We start from the raw sequence: 18,880 nt of genomic DNA, 5'->3' as shown, positions 1-18,880 counted from the left end.
TGGCCATGCCCGCACCGTCGCTTTCCCTGGACATCAAGGTCCTCATCGGCCTCTTTCTCTTTTCGGTGGTCTGGCTGCTGCAGATCGACAGCTCCAGCCTCACGGCACCCAAGGACAACCTCGAACAGCTGACCTGGGTGCACAGCCTGGAGTGGGGCTACTACAAGCACCCGCCCCTGCCGACCTGGCTGCTTTCGGTGCCGGTCCATTTGTTCGGCCTGTCTGCGCGCACCAGCTACGCCACGGGCGCGCTTTTCACGCTGGCGGGCCTGTTCCTTTTCTGGAAGCTGCTGAATGACTTGCGCGGCAGCCGCTACGCCATGCTGGCCCTGTTGGCGGCCATGTGCATCACCTACTACAACGAGCGGATGCACTTCTTCAACCATGAAGTCGTGCTGATGCCTTTCTTTGCGGCCAGCGCCCTGCTGGTGTGGCGTGCGGTGGGCAGCAGGCAGCTGCGCTGGTGGGCCGCCCTGGGCTGCTGCCTGGGGCTGGGCGCACTGGCCAAGTACCAGATGATCCTGGCCGCCGTGGCGGTATTCCTGTTCTGGCTGGCGTCAGGCGCCTGGCGCGAGCGGGTCCACATGATCGGCCTGGTGCTGGCGGCAGCCATCTCGCTGGCCATCATCTCGCCGCACCTGTACTGGCTTTTCCTGAACGACTTCGGCCCCATCCGCTATGCCACCGAATCCTCGCTGGGCGCCAGCCTGGGCGGTGGCGCAAGACTGCTCAATACGCTGCACTGGCTGGCCGACCAGCTGCTCAACCGTGCATTGCTCGCCTGGGTGCTGCTGGGACTGGTGATGGCCCTGCACCGCCGCAGCCGCCTTGTGCCGCAGGACACACCGCAGCGTCCCGGGACAGCCGATGCATCGCGCGCGCTGATCCTGTGCTTTGGCATCACGCCTGTCGTGCTGACCTGCGCCATCGGCATCTTTGCGGGCTCGTCGCTGCAGTTGCACTGGGGCACGCCCTTTCTGCTGCTGGCCATTCCCGTCGCCCTGGAGCTGGCCGGTGCCAGGCTGCACGCGTCGCACATATCGATCACCACCGCCATCAAGTGCTTCGTGGCACTTCAACTGGCCTTGCTGCTCGTGGCCCAGATGACCTCGGCGCGCAGTGAACTGCGGCTTAACAGCCGGCACTGGAGAAACTTCGATTCAAAGGCCTTGAGCCAGGCGCTTGCCGAACCCGCGCGCGAAGCGCTGGGCGGTGATATCCGCGTGATCGCAGGCCCCACGGCCGAGGCCAAGGCCCTGGCCCTGAAGCTGCGCGAAAAGCCGCTGGTGCTGATCGATGGCCGCATGGACATCAGCCCCTGGATTTCCCAGCACATGGTGGATGCCTGCGGGGTGCTGCACCTGCAGCTGGCGGCATCGCAGCCGCCCGGCCATCAGCCGGTGGGCGAAGGCTTTCCATCCCTCTTCTGGCGTGTCACCCCGCCGGAGGAAGATGCGGGCAACTGCGTCGAAAGCTGAACAGGGTGATGGCTGGGCCGGGCCGGGCACTAGCGAACCAGCACGTGCCGCACATCGATGGCAAAGCCGCTCAAACCCTTGCCCGGGGTTTCGCCGTCTTCGACGTCCACATCGAACAACTGCCAGTGCGCTTGCCTGCCTTGCGGCAAAGGCAGACAGGAGATCTGCGGCCCCATGTCGATCATGGCTGCGATGTTGTTGACCGCCTGCACCTGTGCCGCTCGCACCAGGGGCATCAGCAGTTCGTCGGCAATGCCCAACGCGCGCAGGCGGCCCAGCGCCTGCTGCGCATCGCTGAGCAACGGGCCTTCGTTGACGTTCAGATCTCCTTGGTGCAACTGCTCCAGCCAGCGGCTGTCGCCGGCAGCCGATACCTCGCTGCACAACCCGTGAACCAGTGCCGCCATTGCCACGGTGGGCTCTCCGCGGCTTTCGCTCAGAGCCCATAGCACGGGCTCGGCCATACCAAGCGATTCGTAATAAGGGAACAGCCCGTGCAGTTCGGGATGCTGTTCGAGCAGGTATTCGCTGTAAGTCTTCTTGGGCTTCTTGGACATGGGCGCGCTATGTGTTTCAAATCAAGGCTTGTCAATTTTCTGCTGTCTTGGCTGAATCACGGTCACATATCCAATGACCATTCCACCGATCAAGGCCATGGGCCAACCCAAAAGAAACACCACCACATAGGCCATGGATGCACCGCCGCCTGCATAGGGCGCGCATTCTTGTGCATTGGCCCACAGACTGAAAATCAGCACCGTTGCCGCAGAAACCAGGCAAGGCCAGGAACTGGGCCAAGCCAGCATGCCCAGCGGCACCAGCATCACGAGTGCATTGGCAAGCCAGAAACGGGTCAGACCTGCATGGCACCAGATCTGTGTGAACAGGGATTGAATGGGAAAGCTGGCAAGCAGGGCCAGCATGCCAAGCCGTCTGACCGCGTAATGGCGACGCAAAAATCCAGGCCTCATGTCACATTGCCTTGCTCGAGAAATGATGGGCAGAAAGAATACGCTGCTTGCGGGCCGCGCCTGTCCGCATTGCGTGATTGCACCCATTGTTGAGAACCACCACCGTGCCCATGAAATCCCCTTGCGAAGAACTCATCGACATGCTGGGCCAGCCCTATGACGCCGGCAAAGTGGCCCAACTGCTTGGCCCACTGGGTGTCAAGCGAATGCCCAGGCCGTCGAGCCATTTTGATGACGACATCATCTGGTCCGCCAAGTCCTCGCTGCGCATCGATGTCTATCGTCCCCGGGCACTTTCCAGGCGGACGGGGAGAGACTGGGAGGATGGCGATGTCTGGCTCATTGGCTCCGTGCATTTTCTTGCGCCGGGGGCAGACAGCAGAATCCGGGCCGTATTTGCGGGCAGCCTGCCTTCGGGGCTGAGCATGCGATCCGCACCTGAAGCGCTGGTGGCGGTTTTTGGGCCGCCGCAAATGGATGATGGGATCGAGCGACCGGGACATGGCGGACGTCTGCTGGCCTGGCGCAAGCCGCAGGTCAACATCGTGGCTGAGTATGAGGACGCGGGCGAAGCTGGCTCCATCACCAGCTTTGTGGTGTGCCTCATCGGCTGCATAGGTGCCTGGCGCCACGACGATCCGGAGGTCTTCGCGCCCTGAGGACCTGGCGGCCAAATCGCGCCTTGCATCCTCAACCCAGGGCAGGCGCTCGCAGATACCCCATCAGCACCTGCACGATGCCATCCTCCAGGGCCTGGGGGGTGAACATGGCAGGCGGATCGATGACGGCGGCATGCACCAGGGACTCCATGGTCTGCAGCAGCATCCAGGTGGCCAGGTCCAGATCGCGGTGGGCGAGCTGACTGCGGTGCAGCTCCAGGAGCTGGCGCACCTGGCGGAAGATGCCGCCGTCCGCCGCGCTTTGCTCGCGCGGCGCGTCGAAGAAGGGGAACTCCTTTTCCAGCACCCGGTGCAGATCGGGCTCGACCCGGTGCGCCGCCAGCAGCGCGCGGACCATGGCCTGCACATGGCCTTGCAGGCCCTGCGGCGGCTCTGCCGCAAGCACGGCGGCAATGGCCGCGTACATCTGCGCGGCGTGGCGCTCGTGCAAGGCCGTGATCAGCGAGTCCTTGTTGGGAAAGTACTGGTAGAGCGAACCCACGCTCACACCTGCGCGCTCGGCCACCAGATTGGTGTTGGTGGCGGCGTAGCCGCGTTCTGCAAGAACGCGAGCCGCGGCCTCCAGAATGGCCTCGACCGTGGCAAGGGAACGCGCCTGCCGTGGCTGCTTGCGGGGCTGGGGCGGTTGCCGCTGCGCCGCCTGCGAATGCGAGTTTTCAATGCGAGCCATGGCTCATATTCTCCTGGACATGTGACCTGAGTTTTTACTCGTATTTGAAAGGGAATGCACATGTCTTCCGGAATTTCGCCATCCGCGGCCGCGTCGCCGCCGGTGAACGCATTTGCGCGGCTGCTGCCGCTGACGCTGGCGGTCTTCGTCAGCTTTCTCTGCCTGGGCATGCCCATGCCCGTGCTGCCCCTGCACCTGAGCCAGACCCTGGGACTGGGCACGCTGGGCGTGGGCACGGTGATGGGCTGCCAGTTCGCGGCGGCCCTGCTGTCGCGGGCCTGGGCCGGCTCTCTGGCCGACACGCGCGGCGCCAGGCGTGCCATGGTGCTGGGTATGTTGCTGGCCGCCGCTTCGGGCGTGGCCTACCTGATGTCCCGCGCCTTCGAGGGCGGACAGGCCGGAGTCTGGGTGCTGGCCGCCGGCCGCGTGCTGCTGGGCTGCGCCGAGAGCCTGATCATCACAGGCGCCCTGAGCTGGGGGATGGGAATGATCGGCCCGCAACATGCTGGCAAGGTGATGGCCTGGGTGGGCATTGCCATGTACGGCGCCTATGCGGCGGGCGCGCCGGCCGGCGTGGCAGTGCAGGCTGCCTGGGGCTTCTCGGGCATTGCCGTGGCCACCATCGTGCTGCCGCTGGCCGCCCTGGCCATGGTCTGGGGCCTGCGCGCCACGCCAGCTGCGGCCCAGCGCCGCACGCCGTTCTACAAGGTGCTGGGCACGGTGTGGCTGCCCGGCCTGGGGCTGGCCCTGTCCAGCGCGGGCTTTGGCGTGATCACCACTTTTGCGGCGCTGCTGTTCGCGTCGCGCGGGTGGGGCGCGGCCTCGCTGGCCTTTACGGCCTTCGGCCTGGCCTTCATCGGGGCGCGTTTGTTCTTCGGCCATCTGCCTGACAAGCTGGGCGGCGTGCGGGTGGCGCTGGCCAGCATTCCGCTGGAGGCAGCGGGCCTGCTGCTGATCTGGGGCGGCGGCGATGCGGCCTGGGCCTACGCGGGAGCCGCACTCACCGGCTTCGGCTATTCGCTGGCCTTCCCGGCCTTCGGCGTGGAGGCCGTCCGCCGTGCGCCACCCCAGGCGCGCGGTGCGGCCATGGGCGCCTATGTGGCCTTCTTCGACCTGTCCATGGGATTGACGGCTCCCGCCGCCGGGCTGCTGGCCAGTGTCACGGGCGTCGGAGACGTGTATTTCGCCGCCGCCGTGAGCGTGGCCCTGTCCATTGCCGTGGCCCTGCTGCTGCGCGTGAACGCAGCCCGGGGAGCCTCCCATGGCTGAGCCGCTTCACACCCCCGCCGGCACGCAGCGCGCCCTGGGCACCGTGGTGAACGTGCAGTCCATCACCCCGCGCATGCGCCGCATCACGCTGGGCGGCGAGCAGATTGCCGCCTTCTCGCGAGCGCCCGCAGCGGATGCGCCCGCCGCCTGGGTCAAGCTGTTCCTGCCGTCCGGCGAAGGTCGGGCCTATACGCTGCGCAGCGTGGACCGCCAGGCCGGCACGCTGGACATTGACCTGGTGCTGCATGGCGATGCGTTCAATGCCAAGCATGAGAACAACACCTCAGCTGGCGGCGACAGCCCCGCCTCCCGCTGGGCCGCCCAGGCCCGCGTGGGCGAGCAGGTGGCCATTGCCGGCCCACGCAGTGGCGGCTTCGCTCCACCAGCCGACACCGATTGGATGATGCTGGCAGGCGATGCCTCGGCCCTGCCGGCCATGCAGTCCATCGCCGCGAGTCTGCCGGCCTCCGCCCGGGTCAAGGCCTATGTGGAAATCGTCGACGACGGCGAATGCCAACCCATGGACAGCGCCGCCAACTGGCGCACCGAGTGGATCACCGCTGCGCCAGGCCAGCCCGGCCAGAGGCTGTGCCAGCGGCTCATGTACCGGCCGCTGCCGCTGGGCACCGGCTATCTGTGGATGGCCGGCGAGTCCGGCGCCATGCGCACGTTGAAGATGCACTTCCTGGACCGTGGCATCGCCCGCACCCAGCTGAGCACCAAGGGCTACTGGAAATCCGGCGAGGCGGACCACAAGGATCGCCAGGGTCGCTAGGGCCGCGCACGCAGCTTTCTCCCCCCATCAACAGCGCCACATCCCCCGGGTAACCACCCGGACGCGGGATGCAGGCGCTCACTAGAATCAAAAAATGAACTTTGACATCAACATTCAAATTCAATGAAAACCAATGGCTGCCAGACGGCGCCTCCCTCGGCCTCCGAACTGCATGCGGCGTATGCAGCCGGCACGCTGACGCCCATGCAAGCCACCGAGCACTGCCTGCGGGTGGCCTGCGCAAGCCAGTCCGTGTTCACGCGCATCACGGCGGACCGCGCGCTCGAAGAGGCCCGGCAGTCCACCGAGCGCTGGCGCGCGGGCCGGCCGCTGGGGCCGCTGGACGGCATCCCCATCAGCTGGAAGGACTTGTTCGACGTGCGCGGCACGCCGACCACGGCGGCCTCGGCCCTGCTGCAGTCGGCCGCGCCAGCCCGGGCCGACGCCGCCGTGGTGGCGCGTGCCGCAGCGGCCGGCATGGTCTGCCTGGGCAAGACCAATCTCAGTGAGTTCGCCTACTCGGGCCTGGGGCTCAATCCCTGCTTCGGCACGCCGGTGTTTGCACATGAGGGAGGCCACGACCGAGCGCCCGGAGGCTCGTCCAGCGGCGCTGCGCTGGCCGTGGCCCTGGGCTGCGGGCCGCTGGCCATGGGCACGGACACGGCGGGGTCCGTTCGCATTCCCGCCGCCTTCAACGGGCTGGTGGGCTATCGCGCCAGCAGGGGGCGCTATTGCCTGCAGGGCGTGTTTGCGCTGGCGCCGTCCCTGGACACCCTGGGGCCGCTGGCCCTGAGCGTGGCCGACTGCATGGCGCTGGACCGCGTGCTGCGCGGGCTGACCGACGACGGCCATGCCAACGCATCCCCCGCAGCGGACCTGCGCAATCAGGTGTTCTGCACGGACCTCAGCCTGCTGGATGACGACCGCGTGCAAGCTCCCGTGCGCAACAACCTCCTGTCCTCCCTGGCCTTGCTGGAGACCCGGGGTGCCCGCGTGGAGCGCCGCACGCTGCGCAGCCTGCGCGCCGTACGGACGCTGACCCGGCGCCATGGCTGGCTGGGCGCCCATGAAGCCTTTGCCACCCACCGCGCACGCCTGGACGATGCCGATCAGGCCGCACGCATGGACCCGCGCGTGCGCCAGCGCCTGGAGGCGGCCAGGCATCTGAGTCCTGACAGCTACCGGACATTGATCGCCCAGCGCGCACCACTGATGGCCTTGTTCGCGCAGGAGCTGGGCGATGCCACCCTGGTGCTGCCCACCACGGGCCACAGCGCCCCCCTGCTGCTGCCGCTGCTGGACGACGACAGGCTGTTTGCCGAAACCAACCTCGCCACGCTGCGGCTGACCATGCCGGGCAGCTACCTGGACACGCCGGCCGTGGCCCTGCCCAGCGGCGTGCAGCGCATTCCCGGCCTGGACGGCAGGCCTGCGTTTCTGCCCACGGGCCTGCAGCTCATGCGCCCCCGGGGCGATGACGACCGGCTGCTGTGCATTGCGCTGAGCGTCGAACAGGTTCTTTCTCCCTCCACCGTTCCCATTGATAGGAGTGCATGACATGAGCAAGGAAATCCAGATCACGTTTGGCGTGGACGTCGACGCCGTCGGCGGCTGGCTCGGTTCGTATGGCGGGGAAGACTCGCCCGACGACATCTCGCGCGGCATGTTCGCGGGCGAGGTCGGCTCGCTGCGGCTGCTCAAGCTGTTCCACAAATACGGCCTGAAGACGACCTGGTTCATTCCGGGCCACTCCGCCGAGACCTTTCCCGAGCAGATGAAGGCCGTGGTGGACGCGGGCCACGAAATCGGCATCCACGGCTACAGCCATGAGAACCCGATTGCCATGACGCCCGAGCAGGAAGAGGCCGTGCTGGACCGCAGCATCGAAGTCATCACGCGGCTGGCCGGCCGCGCGCCCACGGGCTACGTCGCTCCGTGGTGGGAATTCAGCCCGGTCACCAACGAGCTGCTGCTCAAGAAAGGCATCAAGTACGACCACAGCCTGATGCACAACGACTTCCATCCCTACTACGTGCGCGTGGGCGACCAGTGGACCCGCATCGACTACAGCAAGCATCCCGACACCTGGATGAAGCCCTTGGTGCGCGGCAAGGAGACACGGCTGGTCGAGATCCCCGCCAACTGGTATCTGGACGACCTGCCGCCCATGATGTTCATCAAGAAGTCGCCCAACAGCCACGGCTTCGTCAACCCGCGCGACATAGAGCAGATGTGGCGCGACCAGTTCGACTGGGTCTACCGCGAGCACGACTACGCGGTCTTCCCCATCACCATCCACCCCGATGTCTCCGGCCGCCCCCAGGTGCTGCTGATGCTGGAGCGCCTGATCGAGCATTTCCAGTCGCATGAGGGCGTGCGCTTCATGACTTGCGACCAGATCGCCGACGACTTCCTGCGCCGCCAGCCGCGTTGATGCCGCATCCCACCTCAGCGAGGACACCATGAATACCTCCGCCATTGCCTCCGACGCCCCAGGCGCCGGCCATCCGGCCCCGGCCGGCATCGATGCCCCCTGGACCGCGCCCACCGTGACGCGCAGGCAGGTCAGCTACGCCACCTGGGTCTGCTTTTTCGCCTGGGTCTTTGCCGTCTACGACTTCATCCTCTTCGGCACCCTGCTGCCGCAACTGGGCGAGCACTTCCAGTGGAGCGCCGAGCAGCAGGCGCGCCTGAACACCTGGGTGACGCTGGGCACGGTGATCGTGGCCTTTGCCATCGGCCCCATCGCCGACCGGCTGGGGCGGCGCAAGGGCATCATCATCGCCGTGGCAGGCGCCGCGCTGTGCTCGGGACTGACAGCGCTGGCCGGCTGGGTGATCGGGCTGTCGGCGGGCCTGGGCTTCGTGCTGCTGATCGTGGTGCGCTCGCTGGCGGGCCTGGGCTACGCCGAGCAAAGCATCAACGCCACCTACCTGAGCGAGCTGTTCTCCCTGGTCTACACGGACCCAGCCTCGCTGCGGCGGCGTGGCTTCATCTACTCGCTGGTGCAGGGCGGTTGGCCCGTGGGCGCCGTGCTCACCGCCGTGCTGGTGGCCCTGCTGTATCCGCTGGGCGAGCGCTGGTTCGGCCAGGGCGGCGGCTGGGCACTGTCCTTCGTGTTCGCCATGTTCCCGGCCCTGGTGATCGCCGTGCTGGGCAGACGGCTGGTGGAAACACCCCAGTTCCTGACCGCGCGGCGCGTGGCCGACCTGCGCCGCGCCGGGCGCGAGGCAGAGGCCATGCGCCTGGCGCAGGAGCATGGCGCCAGCCCACAGCAGGAGCAGCACACCGGCCTGTCGGCCATGTTCCGCGGTGCCTCGCTGCGGCCCACGCTGTCGCTGGCCCTGGGCTTTTTCCTGAACTGGTTCGCCATCGTGATCTTCGCAGTGCTGGGCACCTCGGTGCTGGGCGGCGCGGGCGGCACGCCGGGCAAGGGCGTGGATTTCTCCAGCGCGCTGCAGGTGCTCATCATCTCCAATCTCGCGGGCTTTCTGGGCTATGTCTTCCATGGCTGGCTCGGTGACCGCATAGGCCGGCGCAACGCCGTGGCCATAGGCTGGATGCTGGGTGGCCTGGCCTTCGCTCTCATGCTGAACGCGCCCTCGGGCGACTTCTGGCGCATCGTGCCGCTGTACTCGCTGGGGCTGTTCTTCCTGATCGGCCCCTATGCAGCCGCCCTGTTCCTGATTGGCGAGAGCTTTCCCAGCCACATCCGTGCCACGGCCAGCTCCTTCGTCAACGCCATGGGCCAGGTGGGCGCCATCGCGGCAGGCTTTGGCGTGACCTGGACGCTGTCGCAAGGCTCGGACTGGGTGCAGGCGGCGCTGTACTGGGGCGCCATTCCCTGCGCGGCCTCGGGCCTGCTGATGTTTCTGGCGCCCCATGTCGATCCCGAGACCGTGAAGTGAGGCCGCCATGAACCCGGACACCCCCAGCAACAAGGTGGCCCTCGTCACGGGCGCCGCCAGCGGCATCGGCCAGGCGCTGGCCCTGGCCTATGCGCAGGCAGGCATTGCCGTGGCCGGCAGCTACTACCCCCGGGATCCGCACGATCCCGGCCAGACCCTGGAACTCGTCGAACGCGCGGGCGGGCGGTGCGTCATGGAGGCGGTCGATGTGGGCGATGCCGAACAGGTCGAGCACCTGGCCCGGGTCGCGGTGGACCGCTTCGGCCGGCTGGACTTCGCCGTCGCCAATGCGGGTTTGCTGCGCCAGGCGGCCCTGGTCGAGATGAGCGATGCGCAGTGGCTGGAGGTCATCAACATCGACCTGGGCGGCGTGATGCGCACCTTCCGGGCCAGTGCGCGCCACATGGCTGCAGGCGGGGCCATGGTGGCCGTCTCCTCCATTGCAGGCGGCGTCTACGGCTGGGAGCAGCATGCCCACTATGCGGCCGCCAAGGCAGGCGTGCCAGGGCTGTGCCGCGCCGTGGCCATGGAGCTGGCACCGCGCGGCATACGCTGCAATGCCGTGATTCCGGGCCTGATCGAGACGCCGCAATCGCTGGACCCGGTCAACTCGCTGGGGCCGGAGGGCCTGGCGCAGGCGGCCAGGGGCATCCCGCTGGGACGCGTGGGGCAGGCCCACGAAATCGCCGCCCTGATCCGCTTCCTGACCAGCGACGACGCCTCCTACATCACCGGCCAATCCATCATTGCCGACGGCGGCCTGACCGTGCGCTGGCCCAGTTGAGTACATCCGACATGAACACCTCCAAGCCCCTGGACGGCCGCCGCGCCGTCGTGACAGGCGCGGGCAGCGGCATCGGCGAGGCCATCGCCCTGGCCTATGCGCAGGCCGGCGCGCAGCTGTTGCTGGCCGACATCGATGCCGCCCGCGCCGACAGCGTGGCCCGGCGCTGCCGCGCGCTGGGCGCGCAGGCCGAGACCGTCATCGGCGACGTGGGCGACGAGTCCACGGCCCACCGCATCATCGACCGCTGCGTGCAGGCCTTCGGCGGCATCGACATCCTGGTGAACAACGCCGGCATGCTCACCCAGTCGCGCTGCGCCGACATGTCCACCGCGATGTGGGACGAGATGCTGCGCGTGGACCTGCGCAGCGTCTTCCTGTGCGCGCGGCGCGCGGTGCCGCACATGCAGGCCCAGCGCTGGGGCCGCATCATCAACATCGCCTCGCAGCTGGGCATCAAGGGCGGCGTGGAACTGAGCCACTATGCGGCGGCCAAGGCCGGCGTGATCGGCTTCACCAAGTCGCTGGCGCTGGAAGTGGCACCCGACAATGTCCTGGTCAACGCCATTGCCCCCGGCCCCATCGCCACGCCGCTGGTCGATGGCATCAGCGCGGACTGGAAGCGCGCCAAGGAGGCCAGCCTGCCGCTGGGCCGCTTCGGCCGCGCCGACGAAGTGGCGCCCACGGCGGTGCTGCTGGCCTCCGATCCCGGTGGCAATCTGTATGTGGGACAGACGCTGGGGCCCAACTCCGGCGATGTCATGCCGTGAAAAGAAGCACCCCCTGAGTCGCTTCGCGCCTTCCCCCTCTCTTCGGAGGGGGGCGTACGGGCAGCCGGCGACACCCTCTGTGCGGGGCGGCGCGGCCGGCATAGGCCCTTCCTCGGTGTCTCTGCTCTTTGGCTGCGCCAGTTTCGCAGGCGGCTCCATTCGCAACCGAAAGGGTTTCTGTCATGTGTGGAATGTGCGGTTTGCTGCAGGCCTCCGGCCACTGGAGCCAGGCGCCGGTCGGATCGGCCGGGCGACGCCAGCGGCTGATTCAGATTGCGCGCGCCAACCGGCTGCTGGCGCTGTGGCGGCTGCGGCTCAGCGATTTCCATGGCCAGTCCTATGTGCTGGCCGGCCCCACGGGGGCCAGCGTGCTGATTGCCGATTTCGGCGCGCTGTGGCCCGCCGCCGAGCAGATGCTGGGCCGAGCCCTGGATCCGCTAGCCATGCCGTGGCAGCCGGCGCAGGCACAAGGGCAGGCACAAGGGCAGGCACAAGGGCAGGCACAAGTGCGGTCACAAGGGCGTGCACCAGCGCAGGAACACAGGGAGCAGGCGCCATGAGCGGCCTGACGGACCACCACGGCGAGCGGCTGCCCGTAGGCGTGCTCACGGGCTTTCTGGGCAGCGGCAAGACCACGCTGCTCAGGCAGTGGCTGCAGGACTCGCCCGCGGGCGAGACTGCGGTGCTCATCAACGAATTCGGCGCCGTGGGGCTGGACCATCTGCTGGTGGGCCGCATAGACGCCGACACGGTGCTGCTGGACAACGGCTGCGTCTGCTGCGCCATACGCGGCGAACTCAAGGACGCTTTGTGGCGCCTGCACCAGCGCCGCCTGCGCGGCGAGCTGCCGCCTTTTCAAAGGGTGCTGATGGAGACCACGGGGCTGGCCGCGCCCGGCCCCGTGATCGCCACCCTGATCGGCGATGCGCAGCTGCGCCGGATCTTCAGGCCGGCCTTCATCTCCACCGTGGTCGATGCGCTGCATGCCCCGTGGCAACAGTCCCAGCGCCCCGAATGGCTGGCCCAGGTCGCGGCGGCCGACCGGCTGTACCTGAGCAAGACCGACCTGGCCACGCCACAGCAGGCCGAGGCACAGCGTGCGCAACTGGCGCAGATCAATCCCCTGGCCAGCATCGTCACCTGCGGCCCTGGCGCAGGGGTACCGCCTGCCTGGCAGATGCAGGAATCCCATGCTCTGCAAACCGATTGGCTGGCACGCGCCATTGCCGGCACGCCGCGCGGCCGCACGGGCCAGGGCCAGGGTCAGGGTCTGCACGCAGGCGCCCAGGCGTTCTGCGTGGAACTCGACAGCCCGGTGGACTGGTGCGTGCTCACCCTGTGGCTGACCATGCTGCTGCACCGCCATGGCGACCGGCTGCTGCGCCTGAAGGGACTGGTGGCCGTGGCCGCGGATGGCTGGCCGCAGGGGCAGCCCACGGCGCTGCACGGCATGGGCCATCTCATGCACGCCCCCGAGCACTTGCCCGAGTGGCCGGGCGAGGACAGGCGCTCTCGCCTGGTCTTCATCACGGCCGGGCTCGATGAGCAGCAGGTCAGGGCTTCCTGGCAATCCTTCCAATCGTTCTACCGCCTCCACTCGCAGGACAATGGCAGCCAGACCCCGGCAAGCCCCTCACCCCACACTGCGTGAACCTCCACGGCAAGGACCGCAACATGCGCAAGAACGATCCCGAACTGCGTGTCCTCGGCACCTCGGTGACGCTGACCGAAGCCCTGCGCCAACGTGCGCAGCAGGACCTGGGCATACGCATCCATTTCGAGGTGCTGGACGGCTTCGACGCCCAGCGCCAGGCCGTGATGCGCCAGGACAGCTTCGACCTGTACGACCAGTGGTTCCACAGCGTGGATTTCCTGTGGCCCACCGGCACCCTGCAGCCCATCGACACGGCGCGCCTGACCTGTTGGGACGAGGTCAACGCCCTGCCCCGCACCGGCCGCATCACGCCGCAGGCGGCCTTTGGCGCGGGCTGCAATCCTGTCACGCGCCTGTATGTGCAGGCCGATGGCAGCGTCAGCGATGTGCCCAGTGCGCATATCTCCATGCTGCCGCTCACGCACAACGTCGACAGCTTTGTCTACCTGCCCGCCGCCCTGCCCGCGCTGTTCGACCAGGCCGAGGAAAGCTGGTCCTGGCTGGTCTCCCCCGCCTGCCGAGGGCGCGCTGCGCTGCAGGCCGATGCCGCCATCGGCGCACTGGACGCGGCCCTTGCCCTGCAGGCCAGCGGTGACATGCGTTTCGGCGACATCAGCAACCTGGGGCTGGAGGAAATCGACCGGATGATGGCCGTGCTGCTGCAGCGGCAGGAGTCCGAGCAGTTCAGGGGCTTCTGGGGCAACTACGCCGATGCGGCACGGCTGATGATCGATGCAGGCGTTGCCATCCAGAGCCACTGGTCGCCAGCCATGGGCCACTACCGCGCAGCGGGGCTGGACTACCGGCTGGCCTGTCCGCGCGAAGGCTACCGCGCCTGGTACGGCGGCCTGGGCATCTCCAGCCAGGCCAGGGGCGACACGCTGGATGCCGCCTACCGCTACCTGAACTGGTGGCAATCCGGCTGGCCCGGTGCCGCGATGGCGCGGCAGGGCTACTACATCTCCAACCCGCTGCGCACGCGCGAGCACCTGAGCGCCAGCGAATGGGACTACTGGTACGCCGGCCTGCCTGCCGCCGAAGACCTGCAGGGCACCGACGGCCAGCTCGTGGTCCCGCGCGGCAGCGTGCGCGACGGCGGCTCCTACGAGCAGCGCCTGGGCCGCATCGCCGTCTGGAACACCGTCATGGACGAGCACAACTACCTGGTGCGCCAGTGGGCCACGCTGCTGCGCCGTGCGCGCGCCTTATAGTCCTGCCCGATGACGGCGGCACACGCACACGCACACGCAGATGAAGCAGGAATGAGAAGAGCCACACAAGCATCCACGCAGACTGCGCCGGACGAAGAGACCGGCGAGAGCGGCGAATCTGGCGATTCCGAGCGCCGGCTGCGCTATGAACTGATACGCCAGCGCCTGCGCCAGGCCATCGTCGAGCAGCGGGTGGCGCCCGGCCTGGTGCTGCTGGAGGGGCCGGTGGCCAAGGTCTTCGGCACCAGCCGCATTCCCGTGCGCAAGGCCTTCGAGCTGCTGCATGCCGAAGGGCTGCTGAGCACCTTCGACGGACGCGGCTACCTGGTCGCCCGGCCCGGGCAGGCCGTGCAGCCCCAGCGCCTGACGCTGGACGCGCAGGCCCTGGGCCTGGAGGCGGGCCAGGCCACGATCCACATTCCATCGGAGAGCGAGCGCATCCACGACGAGCTGGAGCAGTCCATCTCCATCGCCATGATCTTCGGGCGCTTTCAGATCGATGAGAGCGCCGCCATGGACCACTTCAACGTCAACCGCGTGGCCCTGCGCGAGGTGCTGAGCCGGCTGGTAGATAGAGGGCTGGTGGAGAAAAGCACCTACGCCGCCTGGCGTGTGGCCGCGCTGACGGCACGCGCGGTGAATCAGGACTTCGAGCTGCTCGCCTTGCTGGCGCCCGCAGCGCTGCGCGAAAGCGGGCCGCGCCTGGACAGGGACATGCTCGCCAGTCTGCGCCACGGCCTGCAAGGCGCGACGGCGCCAGGTGTTCTGGACACGCAGGAACCATTGCGCCTGGAACAGCGCCTGGAACAACGAGTCGAGCAGCACCTGCATGGCGACTTCCTGGCCCGGCACCCCAACGACAAGCTGGTGGGCATGCTGCAGCAGTGCCAGATGCCCTGGCTGATCCACAGCACCTTCTGCCGCATGTTTCCGCAATCGCCCAACCCGCCGCTGACCGAGAACTGCCGGCAGATCGTCGATGCCTTGTGGGAGGGGGAGTATGAGCGGGCCGCACAGGCGCTGCAGGACTATCTGGCCCAGGCGCGCAAGCGCGCCCAGCTGCAGCTCAAGGTGCTGGCCGTGCTGCCTGAGACGCAGCTGCCCGCCTACCTGGTGCGGCAGACCTGATCTTGTGATTCCTGCAGTCGGCTGCCGCTGCCCGGCGCGGCTGGTTGCATGTGGAACCGCTGGTTTGCCTGCCGTTCACCGGGCGTTTACGCAAGCACGGCATATTGGGCGCCCAAAGGACCGCACCGATGAACGCCCTGCGCATCAGCACCACCGTCTTCACCGAAGCCAGATTCTGGAGCCTGGTGGTTTTCTCGGTCGTTCTTCCCTGCGCCATCTACGCGGCCCTGCTGGCCAAGCGCAGCATCTCGCGCACCACGGTACTGCTGTTCGGGCTGGCCCTGGTGGCCATGGCGGGGGTGGATGTCTACCTGCTGCAAAGCCTGGCATCGGCGGCCCGGCAGACGCCGTCGCTGTCGGACAACGCCATCTTCGTCTCGGAGCTGTCCACGGCGCTGTACCTGCTGCCGGCCATGATTGGCGGGATCGGCGTGAACATGACCTCGCATGTGCTGATACAGCATCTGTTCGATGCGGAGCGCCGGTTCGACAGCAACCGCAAGAACGAGACCACCTGAGCCGGCCGGGCCCCGCCTGGCGCTATCGGACGCTATCGGGCGCTATCGGGAGCAACCGGACTCGGCCCGGTTCAGCCCATCACGTCTTCGGAAAAGAGCTGCCAGCGCCCGCCCGTCTTGCGCCAGTACTGGCGCAGCGGCAGGCCTTCGGCGAAGGACTTGCTGCTGGCGCGCAGGTTGACCACGCGGATCTCTCCCTTGGCATCTTTCCAGGAATAGATGGACAGGTCCTGCAGCGTCACGCCGGGGCGGTTCAGGTAGGCAGCCAGCCGTTCCTGCGATGCGCGCGAGGCGGGCGACTGCAGCAGGTCCGGCGCGTAGAGCGCGGCCAGCTTGCGCGGGTCGGCCCCGTCCCAGGCGCTCTTCCATTCCTCGACGACACGCACAAAGGCATCTGCCGCCTTCTGCTGGGCCTGGGCCTTGGGGCCACCCACTGCAGCTTCTCGCGGATCAGCACCGGCGTCTGCCGGTCCACGGTCTGCATGAGCAAGGTGAGGTCGGGGTTGGCCAGCACCAGGCAGCCATCGCTGGCCTCGGGCGCGCGCGAGAACTGGTCGGGCGGCGAGCCATGCAGCCAGATGCCGCTGCCCGAGCGGCCCACGGCCTTGTCCCAGTCGTTGGGAAAGTTGACCGTGAGCGCACCCTTGCCATAGAACTCCGGCAGCCGGGGTCCGGGGATGTGGCGGCCCACGAAGTAGATGCCCAGCGGCGTGCGCTGGTCGCCTTCCTGCCATTTGTCCGTGCCCAGCTTGCCCACGGAGACATAGAAATCCCCCACCAGCCGCAGCCCGCCCGCCTCATGGGCGAACAGGTACAGCCGTGACTTGCTGGCGTCGATGGCAATCGCATGCCGCACCGACGCGCCCAGCATCAGGAACTCGCCCGGAACGGAGCCCGCGGGCGGCGCGCCGCTGTCGGCCTGCAGGCGGCGCTTGAGTTCGTTTTGCAGATCCTGCAGCTGGGCCTGCGTGGGACTGGCCGGGCCTTCCAGCCGCGCGACACTGCCCACGGACAGGTTGTGCCGCACCAGCACGCCCTGGCCCGGATGGCCGGGAGCGGAGGAGGCGGCGACGGGCGTGCCCGCCAGCACCTCGCCGGCACGGCCGGTCTTGAAGCGCAGCAGGTCGGCATACACCAGCTGGGCTGCGCGGAAATTGGGAACCTCGGCGGTGAGATCACCGGCGGCCTTCAGCGCGCCGTCCAGATCCCGCTGCTCCACCTGGCGGATGATGGCCAGCAGGCGCGCCTCCGCCTGGCTTTGCTGCGCGGGGGCGGCGGCCTTGGCATGGGTGGCTGCCACGGCAGCGGCACCGCCCGCCGTGGCCACCGCAGCGGCGGCCAGGGCGGGCTTGCCCGATGCCGCGCGCAGCCTGGCTGCGCCCGCCTTGCCGGAGGCAGGCTTGGAGGAGACAGGCTTGGCAGCTGCCGTTTTGGAGGCCTTGGCCTTGGCCTGCCTGGCATGGGCTGCCGGGCTGAAGGACACCGCGGACAGCGCGACCAGCAGCACGGCCACCCCGGCGGCCCGCGCATGCAGGCGCAGCAGGCCGGTGGGTGGCAGTGCCAGGGGACGCGCTTTTTCAGGCATCAGGAGCCGGTTCCTTCATGGGTGATGCGCCATTGTCCCTTTTCGCGCTGCATGCGCAGGGTCTTGCGGGTAGTGGTCTTGAGCGCGCCCGATGCGTAGTACTGGCGGAACTGGGCCGTGGCCTTGTCGCCATCCACGGTCACCTTCAGGTCGCGCACATTGACGACGATGGCGGTGCGGCCAACGATGCGCTGGCGGCGCTGTTCCTTCCACTTGGCCAGGCTGCTGCCATCGGCCGGGGAGAAGTGGTCGCTGTAGGCGTCCAGGTAGCGGTCCATGTCCTGGCCGGCCCATGCGGTGGACCAGGCCTTGACGGCGGCTTCCACTTCCTGCGCGGCAGCCGATTGTGCGGCCTTCTTCTCATCGACGGCAGGCGCTGCCTTGGCAGGCTCGGCGGCGGCCACGGCGGTGGCGGCTGCTGCGGTGGCCGGAGCAGCGGCCTTGGCCGCTGCCTGCCTGGCTTCCTCGGCCGCGCGGGCCTTGTCCTGTGCTGCCTGAGCTGCCTGAGCTGTCTTTTCCTGGGCCAGCTTGGCCTCTGCCGCCTTGGCTTCCGCCGCCTTGGCCTGGGCCAGCTTGGCTTCTGCAGCCTTGGCCTCGGCAGCCTTGGCTTCTGCAGCCTTGGCTTCCGCCGCCTTGGCCTGGGCGGCCTTGGCATCGGCGGCCTTCACTTCAGCGGCCTTGAATTCGGCAGCCTTGGCCTCTGCGGCCTTGGCTTCGGCGGCGCGGGTCTCGGCCAGCTTGGCGTCGGCTTCTCGGGCCTGGGCTGCCTTGGCATCGGCCACCTTGGTCGAAGCGGCCGTTGCCGTGGCCGTGGCCTGGGCCGTCTTGACCTGGGCGCCGCCCTGCTTGGGGAAGATCTGCGTGATCAGGGCCAGCTTGGGCTGGATGGCCTGGCGCGATCCGTCCAGTTGCAAGGCCTTGGCATAGGCATCGCTGGCCATGCGCGCATACAGGTCGCCCAGGTTCTCATGCGCCGTGGCGTAGCTGGGGTTGGTGCGAATGGCCTGCTCCAGCACTTCCGAGGCCTTGCGCTCCTGGCCCTCGGCGGCGTAGAGCACGGCCAGGTTGTTGTAGGGCTCGGGCAGGCTGGGGTAATCACGGGTCAGCGCCGTGAAGATCTTGATGGCCTGGGCGTTCTGGCGCTGCTCCGCGGCGATCACGCCCTGCAGAAAGCGCATCTGCACATCGGCCGGGTTCTGCTTGAGGTAGGCCTCGGCCTGCTTGGCGGCCTGGGGCGCCTTACCCTGCTCCAGCAGCCGGGAGACCTCGTCCACCGCCTCCTGCGACGCATGGGCAAACGCCCCGCACAAAGCGGCCCCCAGGCTGAAGGCGGCAATGGCCACAGGTCGGGCTATCCGCAAATAGGTACGACCCGGCACTCGCGACGGAACTCTGGACGAAATCAGCATATGGGCGCTCTCTACGCAATGAAAGTTGGAAGACGGGCCTGTTCGCTTTTGGGCTTCTTGCACACGCCGA

The 18,880-nt window shown here is 67.9% G+C and carries 20 protein-coding genes; 14 read left to right on the top strand and 6 right to left on the bottom strand.

Annotated elements, in window-relative coordinates:
- Positions 1-5: 5 nt before the first annotated feature.
- Complete coding sequence (locus BO996_RS09860) at positions 6-1,478, top strand: glycosyltransferase family 39 protein (protein WP_071954637.1); 1,473 nt, start codon at positions 6-8, stop codon at positions 1,476-1,478.
- Between the two features lie 29 nt (positions 1,479-1,507).
- Here BO996_RS09860 and BO996_RS09855 read toward each other — a convergent pair whose 3' ends face one another.
- Together BO996_RS09855 and BO996_RS09850 are read right to left on the bottom strand one after the other, a co-directional pair.
- Entirely contained in the window at positions 1,508-2,035 is a 528-nt protein-coding gene (locus BO996_RS09855) for a hypothetical protein (protein ID WP_071954636.1), read from the bottom strand.
- A 21-nt stretch (positions 2,036-2,056) separates the two neighbouring features.
- A complete protein-coding gene (locus BO996_RS09850; protein ID WP_071954635.1) occupies positions 2,057-2,401 on the bottom strand; it encodes a hypothetical protein in 345 nt (114 codons plus the stop codon).
- 158 nt (positions 2,402-2,559) lie between these two features.
- Between BO996_RS09850 and BO996_RS09845 the strand changes: the two genes are divergently transcribed.
- The gene (locus BO996_RS09845) at positions 2,560-3,108 is read left to right on the top strand and encodes a hypothetical protein (RefSeq protein ID WP_071954634.1); all 549 of its coding nucleotides are present in this window, start codon (positions 2,560-2,562) and stop codon (positions 3,106-3,108) included.
- Positions 3,109-3,139: 31 nt separating this feature from the next.
- On the opposite strand, the gene BO996_RS09840 is transcribed toward BO996_RS09845, so the two are convergent.
- Complete coding sequence (locus tag BO996_RS09840) at positions 3,140-3,799, bottom strand: TetR/AcrR family transcriptional regulator (RefSeq protein ID WP_071954633.1); 660 nt, start codon at positions 3,797-3,799, stop codon at positions 3,140-3,142.
- Positions 3,800-3,859: 60 nt separating this feature from the next.
- Here BO996_RS09840 and BO996_RS09835 point away from each other — a divergent pair, with 60 nt between their 5' ends.
- From BO996_RS09835 to BO996_RS09780, 12 genes are all read left to right on the top strand, one after another.
- Entirely contained in the window at positions 3,860-5,068 is a 1,209-nt protein-coding gene (locus BO996_RS09835) for an arabinose transporter (RefSeq protein WP_071957062.1), read from the top strand.
- On the top strand, positions 5,061-5,843 hold the full coding sequence (locus BO996_RS09830) for a siderophore-interacting protein (RefSeq protein WP_071954632.1): 783 nt from the start codon (positions 5,061-5,063) through the stop codon (positions 5,841-5,843). The genes BO996_RS09835 and BO996_RS09830 overlap by 8 nt, the downstream gene beginning before the upstream one ends.
- 123 nt (positions 5,844-5,966) lie before the next feature.
- Entirely contained in the window at positions 5,967-7,400 is a 1,434-nt protein-coding gene (locus BO996_RS09825; RefSeq protein ID WP_071954631.1) for an amidase, read from the top strand.
- 1 nt (position 7,401) lies between these two features.
- Positions 7,402-8,277: a polysaccharide deacetylase family protein gene (locus tag BO996_RS09820; protein ID WP_013803733.1), complete on the top strand. Its 876-nt coding sequence runs from the start codon at positions 7,402-7,404 to the stop codon at positions 8,275-8,277.
- Positions 8,278-8,305: 28 nt separating this feature from the next.
- The gene (locus BO996_RS09815) at positions 8,306-9,751 is read left to right on the top strand and encodes an MFS transporter (RefSeq protein WP_071954630.1); all 1,446 of its coding nucleotides are present in this window, start codon (positions 8,306-8,308) and stop codon (positions 9,749-9,751) included.
- A 7-nt stretch (positions 9,752-9,758) separates the two neighbouring features.
- The gene (locus BO996_RS09810) at positions 9,759-10,535 is read left to right on the top strand and encodes an SDR family NAD(P)-dependent oxidoreductase (protein WP_071954629.1); all 777 of its coding nucleotides are present in this window, start codon (positions 9,759-9,761) and stop codon (positions 10,533-10,535) included.
- Positions 10,536-10,546: 11 nt separating this feature from the next.
- Positions 10,547-11,305, top strand: coding sequence for an SDR family NAD(P)-dependent oxidoreductase (locus tag BO996_RS09805; protein ID WP_063326947.1), 759 nt, complete (start codon positions 10,547-10,549; stop codon positions 11,303-11,305).
- Positions 11,306-11,496: 191 nt separating this feature from the next.
- Positions 11,497-11,865 carry a hypothetical protein gene (locus BO996_RS09800; protein WP_232240541.1) on the top strand — a complete coding sequence of 123 codons (369 nt, stop codon included), beginning with the start codon at positions 11,497-11,499 and terminating at the stop codon, positions 11,863-11,865.
- A complete protein-coding gene (locus tag BO996_RS09795; protein WP_071954627.1) occupies positions 11,862-12,956 on the top strand; it encodes a CobW family GTP-binding protein in 1,095 nt (364 codons plus the stop codon). The genes BO996_RS09800 and BO996_RS09795 overlap by 4 nt, the downstream gene beginning before the upstream one ends.
- A 23-nt stretch (positions 12,957-12,979) precedes the next feature.
- Positions 12,980-14,170 carry an ABC transporter substrate-binding protein gene (locus BO996_RS09790; protein ID WP_013803739.1) on the top strand — a complete coding sequence of 397 codons (1,191 nt, stop codon included), beginning with the start codon at positions 12,980-12,982 and terminating at the stop codon, positions 14,168-14,170.
- Between the two features lie 51 nt (positions 14,171-14,221).
- Positions 14,222-15,298 carry a GntR family transcriptional regulator gene (locus tag BO996_RS09785; protein WP_071954626.1) on the top strand — a complete coding sequence of 359 codons (1,077 nt, stop codon included), beginning with the start codon at positions 14,222-14,224 and terminating at the stop codon, positions 15,296-15,298.
- A 128-nt stretch (positions 15,299-15,426) separates the two neighbouring features.
- Complete coding sequence (locus tag BO996_RS09780) at positions 15,427-15,816, top strand: hypothetical protein (RefSeq protein WP_013803741.1); 390 nt, start codon at positions 15,427-15,429, stop codon at positions 15,814-15,816.
- Between the two features lie 71 nt (positions 15,817-15,887).
- Here the strand turns inward: BO996_RS09780 and BO996_RS29655 are convergent, their stop codons facing one another.
- The 3 genes from BO996_RS29655 to BO996_RS09770 are packed head-to-tail and all read right to left on the bottom strand — an operon-like array spanning position 15,888 to position 18,744.
- The gene (locus tag BO996_RS29655) at positions 15,888-16,058 is read right to left on the bottom strand and encodes a hypothetical protein (protein WP_232240505.1); all 171 of its coding nucleotides are present in this window, start codon (positions 16,056-16,058) and stop codon (positions 15,888-15,890) included.
- A gap of 11 nt (positions 16,059-16,069) precedes the next feature.
- The gene (locus BO996_RS09775; protein WP_232240504.1) at positions 16,070-17,401 is read right to left on the bottom strand and encodes a L,D-transpeptidase family protein; all 1,332 of its coding nucleotides are present in this window, start codon (positions 17,399-17,401) and stop codon (positions 16,070-16,072) included.
- Positions 17,401-18,744, bottom strand: coding sequence for a L,D-transpeptidase Cds6 family protein (locus BO996_RS09770; protein WP_232240503.1), 1,344 nt, complete (start codon positions 18,742-18,744; stop codon positions 17,401-17,403). Before BO996_RS09770 ends, BO996_RS09775 begins: the two co-directional genes overlap by 1 nt.
- Positions 18,745-18,880 lie beyond the last annotated feature (136 nt).

It is taken from the genome of Delftia sp. HK171 (assembly GCF_001886655.1).
Lineage (GTDB): Bacteria > Pseudomonadota > Gammaproteobacteria > Burkholderiales > Burkholderiaceae_C > Comamonas > Comamonas acidovorans.
This window is presented reverse-complemented; position numbering and strand designations above follow the sequence as displayed.